This is a genomic window from Mycobacterium sp. 1245852.3 (genome assembly GCF_001669335.1).
Lineage (GTDB): Bacteria > Actinomycetota > Actinomycetes > Mycobacteriales > Mycobacteriaceae > Mycobacterium > Mycobacterium europaeum_A.
The window spans coordinates 1-4,449 of the sequence record NZ_LZLL01000157.1; the positions used below are offsets into that span (position 1 = coordinate 1).

At 63.9% G+C, this 4,449-nt stretch carries 4 protein-coding genes, 1 tRNA gene and 2 pseudogenes; 5 read left to right on the forward strand and 2 right to left on the reverse strand.

Features of this window, described 5'->3' with window-relative positions; translation table 11 throughout:
* A pseudogene (locus A9W96_RS06990) lies at positions 1–154 on the reverse strand (SDR family mycofactocin-dependent oxidoreductase); the annotation flags it as partial.
* A 269-nt stretch (positions 155–423) separates the two neighbouring features.
* Between A9W96_RS06990 and A9W96_RS06995 the strand changes: the two are divergent.
* Entirely contained in the window at positions 424–684 is a 261-nt protein-coding gene (locus A9W96_RS06995) for a helix-turn-helix transcriptional regulator (RefSeq protein WP_066866685.1), read from the forward strand.
* Positions 665–1,966: a type II toxin-antitoxin system HipA family toxin gene (locus A9W96_RS07000; protein ID WP_066866687.1), complete on the forward strand. Its 1,302-nt coding sequence runs from the start codon at positions 665–667 to the stop codon at positions 1,964–1,966. Before A9W96_RS06995 ends, A9W96_RS07000 begins: the two co-directional genes overlap by 20 nt.
* Positions 1,967–2,149: 183 nt before the next feature.
* On the opposite strand, the gene A9W96_RS07005 is transcribed toward A9W96_RS07000, so the two are convergent.
* Positions 2,150–2,223 (reverse strand) — tRNA-Gly (locus A9W96_RS07005).
* 173 nt (positions 2,224–2,396) lie between these two features.
* Between A9W96_RS07005 and A9W96_RS07010 the strand changes: the two genes are divergently transcribed.
* From A9W96_RS07010 to A9W96_RS07020, 3 genes and pseudogenes are all read left to right on the forward strand, one after another.
* Entirely contained in the window at positions 2,397–3,032 is a 636-nt protein-coding gene (locus tag A9W96_RS07010; protein ID WP_197499429.1) for a hypothetical protein, read from the forward strand.
* Positions 3,033–3,061: 29 nt separating this feature from the next.
* A complete protein-coding gene (dcd, locus tag A9W96_RS07015; protein ID WP_066866692.1) occupies positions 3,062–3,634 on the forward strand; it encodes a dCTP deaminase in 573 nt (190 codons plus the stop codon).
* 131 nt (positions 3,635–3,765) lie between these two features.
* Positions 3,766–4,449 (forward strand): annotated as a pseudogene (locus A9W96_RS07020) (hypothetical protein); the annotation flags it as partial.

Consider the following 4,449-nt stretch of genomic DNA (forward strand, 5'->3'; position numbering starts at 1 on the left):
CGGTGCCCAGGGGATAGGTCAGGTCCGTCATCGCCTGCGGGGCATCGGCGACGACGATGTCGGCTCCTTCGGCGGCCAGGGCCAGCGCATGCGAGCGGCCCTGTCCTCGAGCTCCGCCGGTGATAAAAGCCACGCGTCCGTCCAAAGCACCCATGGCGGTAAAGCTACCAGCGGGTTACGCGCTTGCCGGCGCGCCGGGTGGCGTTATGAAACCGATTGCTGTGGGCGAGGTTTCGGCGCTATGCTGCCCGGCCGCTCGGCGTTCTTTCTCCATCGCGCATCCGCTACAGATGGAGCGTGCGTGCTATATATTTCGATCATTCGAGTCCACGCTCGAGATGATAGAAATATTAATCATCAGGCGGCTGGGGTCCAATGATAAAAATATTGATCATCCGGGCATATCCGCCGTATGATTAAAATATGCATCATCAAGTACCGTTGGTATACGACACCATCGAATTCGGCGAACACGTCCGGCGCGCGCGCCAGGACAGGGGCTTCAACCAGGATGAGCTCGCCAACCGCATCGGAGTCAATCGTATGACCATCTCCCGTCTCGAACGGGGAGAATCTGTCAGCGTCGATATAGCCCTGCGCGCGCTTTCGGAGTGCGGCATGGCGCTGGCGCTAGTGCCGAAGTTTTCCCGAATGACGACAATCGATGGCGCGCAAAGCGCTTGACGTCTGGCTGTACGGCGTCCACGTCGCACGGCTGAGCGAGCCGCGCCGCTTCCGTCTGCGTTTGGAGTTCACCGAGGAAGCGCTCGACAACTTCGGCGAGGGGAGTCGAGTCCTGTCCTTGGCGTTACCCATCTTGCGAAAACCTGTCCAGGACCGGGACGGCAAGTTGCAGGTCTCGGCCTTCATCGAAGGCCTTTTGCCAGAAGGCAACCTGCGTCGCCACATCGCCACCGAGGCTGGTGTGCCAGTCAACGACACGATGACGCTATTGGAACGGTTGGGCGCGGAATGTGCGGGTGCGGTCCAGATTCTCACCGAAGGAGCGAAACCCGGTGCCGGCCGGGTCCGCCGATTGACGAAGCAGGAGGTCGACACTCTGATCGCGGACCTGCCGACCTACCACCTACCCGAGGGCACCACGCCACAGGCATCGCTCGCCGGTATTCAGGACAAAGTGCTCTTGGTAGCTCTTCCCAACGGCGAATGGGGTTGGCCTGAAGCAGGTGCGGCTTCGACGCACATCATCAAACCCGAGCCGCTCGGCGGCGCCGTGAAGCTTCTCATTCAGACGGAAGATTGGGCGCTACGAGTGGCGCGCGGCGCAGGCATCGATGCCGCAGAGCCGCGAATAGAGCGCTTCGGTGGACGCACGGCCATTGTCGTGGTCCGCTATGACCGAGGCCCTGACGGCACTCGGCTGCATCAAGAAGATTTCTGTCAGGCGCTAGGTCTCGATCCCGCGGCCAAATACGAGAGCACCAGCGAAGCAACTCGTTTGGGCTCGAGGCTACGACGCGTGGCACGCGCGGCCGCACCGAGGGCATTGGATCCTGACGGCTTTCGATTGGCGTTGCTGCAGGCAGTCACGTTTAACGTCGTCATTGGCAATAGTGACGCGCACTCAAAAAACTACTCAGTGATGATCGGCCGTGATGGCAGTGTGTCCCTGGCACCGATCTACGACGTCGCGCCGGTCATGTACCTGGATCCCGCATTCAAGGGCACCGGACATGTGATCAACGGGAAGACGGGTATTGACGGCATCGACGTCGATGATCTGACGGCCGAAGCGGTTTCCTGGGGCATGGGACAGCGACGAGCACGTGCGGCCGTACGGTCATGCATGGAGCGGATATACAGCTCAATCGAGCGCATCGCACTTCCCCCGGGAGCCGAGTCGGTCAAGGCGAACCTTGACCAGTTGTGGATCCAACGCTCTTGGGGCACAGCGTCTTTGAAATCCGGGCGCTCCGACTCGGCCTGGAGCGCCAGCAGCCCGTAGAGGTGCCGTGTTTCGGTACGCCCCCTCCGCATCCAGGGCGAGTCCGAGGTCGACAAAGTGTCTGAGGCGCATGGGCGCTTACGCGTGCTGAGACCAACATGTCGCGCGGGGGCCGGCCGTTCAGATGGATCACCGTGACGCTGACACGGCGTCGTCATCGCGCCGCATCGCCGCGGGTAAACGTGGAGCCGATGACGGGAATCGAACCCGCGTATTCAGCTTGGGAAGCTGATGTTCTGCCATTGAACTACATCGGCACTTCTCGCCAAGGAAGGCTAGCACCCGACGGGAGCCGTCGAGGTCAGGACCGCTCATCGACTACGGCGCTGCGGCCGCCGCCGCGCGCTGTCGCACCGAAGCGGAGTTATTCCTTTCACAAATTCACATTCGCATATTTATTATTCCGTTATTGCGCCGTAATGTGCTCGGGGTGGGTCGGCACAGGTTAGCCAGGAAGCGACGTAAACCGTCGGTGGCCCTGGCTGCGGTGCTCGCCCCCGCGGCCGTGTTCTTCGCGGTGTCCTCGGACGTCACCCCAATTGCGCCGCATGTCGAGGCCAAGCCCGTTATCAGCGAACCCGCCCCGTGCTGCGCGCAAATCGTGACCGTGGCGTCCAATCGCCTCCTCACCGGCGTAGGCGATGCCGAGCCCGCCGCGGCGTCGCGGTATCACACCCGGGCCCCGCTGCTGACCGCCGACGTCGCTCCCGAACGCGGCCTGCAGGTCCGGACGATCCTGGTCGCCCGCAGCATCACCGCCGACTTTCCCCAGATCCACGAGATGGGGGGAGTGCGCCCGGATCCGTTGCCGTGGCACCCCCTGGGGCTGGCGCTCGACGTGATGATTCCCGACCCGGAATCGGCGGAGGGTATCGCGCTGGGCAACGCGATCGTCGCCTACGTGCTGCAGAACGCCAACCGCTTCGGCATCCAGGACGCGATCTGGCGCGGCGTCTACTACACGCCCGGCGGAGCGCAGCCGAGCCGGCTCGGCCACTATGACCACGTGCACGTCACGACCACCGGCGGCGGATATCCGACCGGCGGCGAGGTCTATCTCCGCTGAACGCGTCCCCCGGAGGCTAGGCTCGTCGCGTGCTGCTCTCCGATCGCGACCTCAGGGCCGAAATCAGCGCCGGGCGGTTGGGCATCGAACCGCTGGACGACGCCCTGGTGCAGCCGTCGAGCATCGATGTGCGACTTGACTGCATGTTCCGGGTGTTCAACAACACCCGCTACACCCACATCGACCCGGCCAAGCAACAGGACGAGCTGACCACCTTGGTCGAACCCGTCGCCGGCGAGCCGTTCGTCCTGCACCCCGGGGAGTTCGTGCTGGGCTCGACGCTGGAACTCATCACCCTGCCCGACGACCTCGCCGGCCGCCTGGAGGGCAAGTCGTCGCTGGGCCGCCTCGGCCTGCTCACACACTCGACGGCCGGGTTCATCGACCCGGGCTTCAGCGGTCACATCACGCTGGAGCTGTCCAACGTGGCCAACCTGCCGATCACGCTGTGGCCGGGCATGAAGATCGGTCAGCTGTGCATTCTGCGGTTGACCAGTCCCGCCGAACATCCTTACGGCAGTACGCAAGTAGGTTCGAAGTACCAGGGCCAGCGGGGACCCACCCCGTCGCGGTCCTATCAGAACTTCATAAGGACTACATAGGTTCGCAGCGGCCCTCCCGCACCCCTGCTGGGCGATACTTAGTTAGCCATTGGTTTTTCCTCCGCCTGGCCGTGGCTCATCGTGCAATACCTTTGGAGGGGTTTGTATTGGATATCGTGCTCGGGGTGTCGATGGCACCGTCATCGATCCAGATGGTCGTCCTGGAAGGCGAATACGCCGACGGCGCAACCGTAGAAGAGGACGTGTTCGACGTCGCCGACGTCGACGATGCGGCCACCGCGACCGGGCCCGACCAAGTGATCTCGGCCATCTTGGGCACCCGTGAGGGCGCGGCCGACGCCGGCATGGAACTGTCGTCGATCGGCGTGACGTGGACGGATCAACTCGAAGCCGCGGCGCTGCGCGACGCGCTGACCGCCCACCGGATCGACAACGTCATGCTGGTGTCGGTGTTTTTGGCCGCGGCGGCGTTGGCGCAAAACGTGGGCGGGGCAATGGGTTACGAGCGCACCGCCGTGCTGCTGGTGGAACCCGATACCGCGACGCTGGCGGTCGTCGAGACCTCCGACGGCTCCATCCCCGACGTCTATAAGCAACAGATCCACGCCCAGTCCTACGGCGATGCCGCCGAGCAACTCAGCGCGATGGTCGCCGGGATGGAGAAGCTGGAACTGCTGCCCGGCGGCCTGTTGCTGGTCGGCTCGGGTATCGACGTCGGGCCGCTGAAGCCGGTGTTGCAGTCGACGACCTTCCTCGACGTGAGTGTGGCCGAGGAACCGGAGACCGCGCTGGCCCGCGGGGCCGCGCTGGCGTCGGCGAACGCGCCGCTGTTTGCCTCGTCGACCGCCGCGCTG

Coding starts and splice junctions, on each gene's coding strand:
- A9W96_RS06995 (WP_066866685.1), top strand. CDS start 424: ATGCATCATCAAGTACCGTTGGTATACGACACCATCGAATTCGGCGAA.
- A9W96_RS07000 (WP_066866687.1), top strand. CDS start 665: ATGGCGCGCAAAGCGCTTGACGTCTGGCTGTACGGCGTCCACGTCGCA.